4 protein-coding genes are annotated in these 4884 nt (G+C 62.5%); all 4 read right to left on the bottom strand.

Going from position 1 to position 4884, the window contains the following annotated elements; translation table 11 throughout:
* Positions 1–155 precede the first annotated feature (155 nt).
* On the bottom strand, positions 156–1784 hold the full coding sequence (locus tag EN750_RS18525) for a CHASE domain-containing protein (protein WP_127397275.1): 1629 nt from the start codon (positions 1782–1784) through the stop codon (positions 156–158).
* Between the two features lie 127 nt (positions 1785–1911).
* Entirely contained in the window at positions 1912–2712 is an 801-nt protein-coding gene (locus EN750_RS18520; RefSeq protein WP_127267717.1) for an ATP-binding cassette domain-containing protein, read from the bottom strand.
* An 11-nt stretch (positions 2713–2723) separates the two neighbouring features.
* On the bottom strand, positions 2724–4076 hold the full coding sequence (locus EN750_RS18515; RefSeq protein WP_127267718.1) for a sugar ABC transporter permease: 1353 nt from the start codon (positions 4074–4076) through the stop codon (positions 2724–2726).
* Between the two features lie 142 nt (positions 4077–4218).
* The coding region (locus EN750_RS18510) for a substrate-binding domain-containing protein (RefSeq protein ID WP_145967756.1) at positions 4219–4884 on the bottom strand (666 nt) is incomplete at its 5' end.

Here is a 4884-nt window from a genome sequence, read left to right as displayed (position 1 = left end):
ACGGCTATTGCCAATATCGCGATCATCGCGGCCGGATCTACACGGCTCGCTGCAACTAATTCGGCGATAATCGAAACGTCGATCCGGAGGCTGGTCCGCTGGCCTTCGGATTTTTCATGTCCGGACGCTTGATCCTTTTCGGGTGAAGGTCGCGCTCAATTGGCGAGTGGAATTTTGATTTCCACGTTCAGCCCATTGGCCTGGTAGTCGCGCTTGATCGTACCGCGTAATTCGCGCGTCACGTTGAGATCGATCAGCTTGGTGCCGAAACCGGTTTCGGCGGGAGCTTCGAGTTTCTTCTGCCCGTTTTCGCGCCAGTTGAGGGCCAGCGTCCTGTCGCGCCCACGCCCTTCCAGAGACCAATCCACTTTCAGTGCCCCCACGGAATTGCCGGCTTCGCCGTATTTCAGCGCATTCGTCGCCAGTTCGTGGAAGGTCAGGCCGAGCGCTTGCGTCGTGGTTTCGTCAAGCAGCACCTGCGGCCCTGACAGCAGCCCCTCGGGCAACTCCTTGCCGAACACCTGGCCGAGTTCGATGCGCAAGAGATCGCCAAGATCGGCCTTCTGCCAGCGAGAGCGCGTCAGCATGTCCCGGGACGCTGCCATCGCCTGCAGCCTGGCCGAGAAAGATGCGGAAAACTCGTTGACGTCGGTAGCCCGCGATGCCGTCTGGCGCGCGATCGCCAGCACCCTGGTGATCGAATTCTTGATGCGATGCTTCATCTCCTGCAGCATCAGGTCTTTTTCGATCAGGCTCTTTTCCGTGGTTTCGTGCAACCGCGACGCTGCCTCATAGGCCCGCTCCTGATATCGCGCCACCAGCGCGATGGCGCCCGCCAACAGCAGGCCGAATAGCCCCAGCATCACCGGAATGGCGCGCGACGACGGCTGCGAGAAGGCGCTTGTCGGCCGGAACAGGACAGTCCATGGCCGTCCGGCGACGATGATCTTTCGGGTGACCAGCAGCCTGTCCCCGAAAGTCGAAGCTGGCGGCGTCTCCGACCGGAACAGCAGATTGTCGCCGCTCACGGCACCATCGCCGTCATAGATTTCGGTGTTGACCGGCAGTAGCGGCGACCGGCTGAGCGCGGTCTGGAACAGATCGCGAGCCCGGAAGGCCGCATAGAGAAAACCTGATGTCGAGGATCTCGAAGCATTGATGACGTCGGGAGCGGTTTCGACATTGAGCCGCACGAAAACGAAGAAGCCGGTGAACGTCTGCGAGGCGCCCGTGTCCTGGCCCAGTTGCACCAACCCGCTGGCGTGCTGCTGGTCGTCGGACATCGCCTTTTCGATCGCCACACGCCGCATCGGTTCGCTGAACATGTCGTAGCCGATGGCGGCTTGGTTGGATGGATCCAGCGGTTCGAACAGCACGATAGGGGTACGCCAGGGTTGCGTGGTATCCGGGTAGATTGGATGACTGACGCCATAATCGTGCAGCATATCGCGTTCGACCGTCGCCTCGTCGCCCGTCTTTGCCAGCCTGAGGAAACCGATGCCTCGCAAGCCGGCGAAATTCTTGTCGACATCGAGCGCGTTGAAGAACGCTTTGAACTCATTGCGAGAAATATCGCCATTGCGGGCGTCGAACAGGGCCTGCGTCGAGCGCAGCAGCGACAGATGCAGGTCGATCCGGCTCTCGATCCGGTTGAGCGCGTCGTCGGCAGTCGCCTCGAACTTGATGCGCGCGGCTTCCTGTGTGGCGAAATAGGCGAAACCTGCCATCACCATGCTGATTAGTGCGACGGCGATAAAGGCGATGATCGGGAAAAGCTTCTTCAACGGATCGTGCGGTCCCTGAGCGATATCGGACCTTTATGGGCAAGTCGCCGTGCCAACACAATGCCACGGCCAAGCCATCCTTACGGCTGGCATATCACGTGTCCGGCAACCGCGAGCTGGCTTGATCTCAGGCCGCGATCTTCAGCGCGCCCGGTCCTGGAATGGCGCCCGGCGGGCATTTGCCAAGAATGATCATCCCCAGCACCTCGTCCTGGGTGACATCGGTGGTGCGGGCGGTGCCAACGACCTGGCCGTTCTTCATGACGCAGACCCGGTCGGCAAGCTCGAACACATCGTGGATGTCGTGGCTGATCAGGAAGATGCCGATGCCATCGGACTTGAGCTGCTTGACCAGTTCGCCGACCTGCGCCGTTTCCTGCGGACCAAGCGCCGCCGTCGGCTCGTCCATGATCAGGATGCGGGCGTTGAACAGGATCGCACGCGCGATCGCCACCGATTGCCGCTGGCCGCCCGACAGCTTGATCACCGGCTCCTTGAAGCGCTGGAAGCGGGGATTGAGCCGGCCCATCACCTTGCGCGCCTCGGCCTCCATGGCAACGTCGTCGAGCGTACCCCATGCGGTCATCAGCTCGCGGCCGAGGAACAGATTGGCGGCGGCGTCGACATTGTCGGCCAACGCCAGCGTCTGGTAGATCGTCTCGATGCCGTATTTCTTGGCGTCGCGTGGATTGGAGATCGATGCCTCCTCGCCGTTGACGAAGATCTGGCCCGAATCGCGCTTGTAGGCGCCGGACAGGATCTTGATCAATGTCGACTTGCCGGCGCCATTGTGGCCGAGCAGCGCCACGACCTCGCCGGGGAAAAGATCGATCGAGGCGTCGTCGACGGCGCGGATGCCGCCAAACGCGATCGAGATGTTCCTCATGTCGATCAGCGCGGTAGCTGCAGGAGCAGTCTTGTCATTCATGGCATGCCCTCCTAGACGCGCTTGCGATAGACGGTGTCGAGCCACACGGCGATGACCAGTACGGCCCCGACGACGATGCTCTGCAGCGGCGAGTCGACGCCGAGCAGCACCATGCCGGACTGCAGCGACTGCATCAGCAGCGCGCCCAGCATGGCGCCGATGATCGTTCCCGATCCGCCGGCAAGCGACGTGCCGCCGATCACGGCGGCTGCAATGACGAGCAGTTCGTCGAGCGTTCCAAGCACGTTGGTGGCCGAATTCTGCCGGGCCGAGGAGATCGCCGCGGCAATCGTGGCCAGCACGCCCATGATCATGAACACCTTCATGGTGATCCATCGCGTGTTGATGCCGGCGAGATTAGCCGCCTCGGGATTGCCGCCGATGGCGAACACATAGCGGCCGAAACGGGTGCGGTTGGTGATGAAGGTCATGACCAGCCCGACGGCGACAGCCATCAGCACCGGTATGGCGATACCGTGGGCGATGAACAGGCCGCCTTCGGGAACGGTGATGTTGTTGGCGGCCGCATATCTGTTCACGATGCCGATCGGCCAGGGGTAGGAGTTGGCGAGCCAGACCGCACCCATGATGGCGCCGCAGGTGACGACTCCAAGCAGCGCCTCGGCCCAGATCGGACGTAGCGGAAACCGGAAACGCTTGCGCTGCACCCGCCCGTTGAACAGCCCAAACACCACGGCGAGGCAGGCGACGATCCCAACGACCCAGCTCCAGGTCGCGCCGATCGATCCCGCCGGCCCACCGCCCATCAGCTGAAAAGTGGCGTTAAGCGGCGCCACGGTCTGGCCTGAAGTGACCCACCAGGCGGCACCGCGCCAGACCAGCAGGCCACCCAGCGTCACGATAAAGGCGGGCACTTCGAGATAGGCGATGACGAAGCCTTGAAAAGCGCCGATCAACAGGCCGAGCGCCAGGCCGATGACCAGTGCCAGGACCCAGATCCACGGGTTGCCGAGTTCGAGCCCGACAAAGCGCACCAGGAAATGCACCTGGGCAAATCCCATCACCATGCCGATCAGGCCCTCGGCGGAACCGACCGACAGGTCGATGTTGCGCATGACGATGACCAGCACCATGCCGCAGGCCATGATGGCAACCGCGGATGTCTGCACCGACAGGTTCCACAGATTGCGCGGCGTGAGAAAGGTGCGGCTGTCGAAATCGAGCGGATTGACGCCAAGGCGCAGGCTGGAAATGACATGCAGCCCAATCCAGATGACCAGCAGCGCGCCGATCATGCCGAGCATGCGGGTGTCGATCTCGGTCGCCTTCAGGAACCGGGCGACGGCGCCGAGTTCCGACGCGCGCGCCGTATCGGTCTGCGGGTTTGACGTCGTATCGGTCATGGTTTCCTCCCACCGGCTGGCCGTCTGACGCGCATGCCGGAGCCCAGCCTAGAAGCTATCCGCATGATGCGGAAACAGAATTCTTTGAGAAAACGCCGCGGCTTTTGGGCCGCGGCGTTCAGATATTTCAAAGTGGTACGGATCAGTTGCAGGCCGCCACGGTGCCGGCGGCGACACCCGCGCAGACTTCGTCCTTCTTGATCCAGCCGGCGTCGATGACGACGTTGAGATTGTCCTTGGTGATGGCAACCGGGGTCAGGAACAGCGACTTGACGGTGTTGCCGCCCGGCGTCGTGAAGTCCTTGGCGCCGGCGATGTCGCTCGTCTTCTTGCCGTCGGCCAGTTGCGAGGCGATCTCGGCGGCATTCTTGCCGAGCTCCCGCGCGTCCTTCCACACCGACACGGTTTGCGTGCCGAGGGCGATGCGGTTCAGCGCGGCGTGGTCGCCGTCCTGACCCGAGACCGGCACGGTGCCGGCCAAGCCTTGAGCCGTCAGCGCCGCGACGACGCCACCGGCAGTGCCGTCATTGGCCGCGACCACCGCGTCGACCTTGTTGTCGTTGGCGGTCAGGAACTGTTCCATGTTCTTCTGGGCGTTAGCGGGCAGCCAGCCATCCGTGTAGGCTTCGCCGACATTCTTGATCTTGCCGCTGTCGATGGCTTCCTTGAGCACTTCCATCGAGCCCGAGAACAGGAAGTCGGCATTGGGATCGGCACCGGAGCCCTTGATGAAGACGTAGTTGCCTTCCGGCTTGACCTTGAACACTTCGCGGGCCTGCATGCGGCCGACTTCCTTGTTGTCGAAGGT

The sequence above is a fragment of the Mesorhizobium sp. M7A.F.Ca.ET.027.03.2.1 genome, assembly GCF_003999175.1.
In the GTDB taxonomy this organism is placed as follows: Bacteria; Pseudomonadota; Alphaproteobacteria; order Rhizobiales; family Rhizobiaceae; genus Mesorhizobium.
The sequence above is the reverse complement of the archived record's forward strand: the minus strand, read 5'-3'. Positions and strand labels throughout refer to the sequence as shown.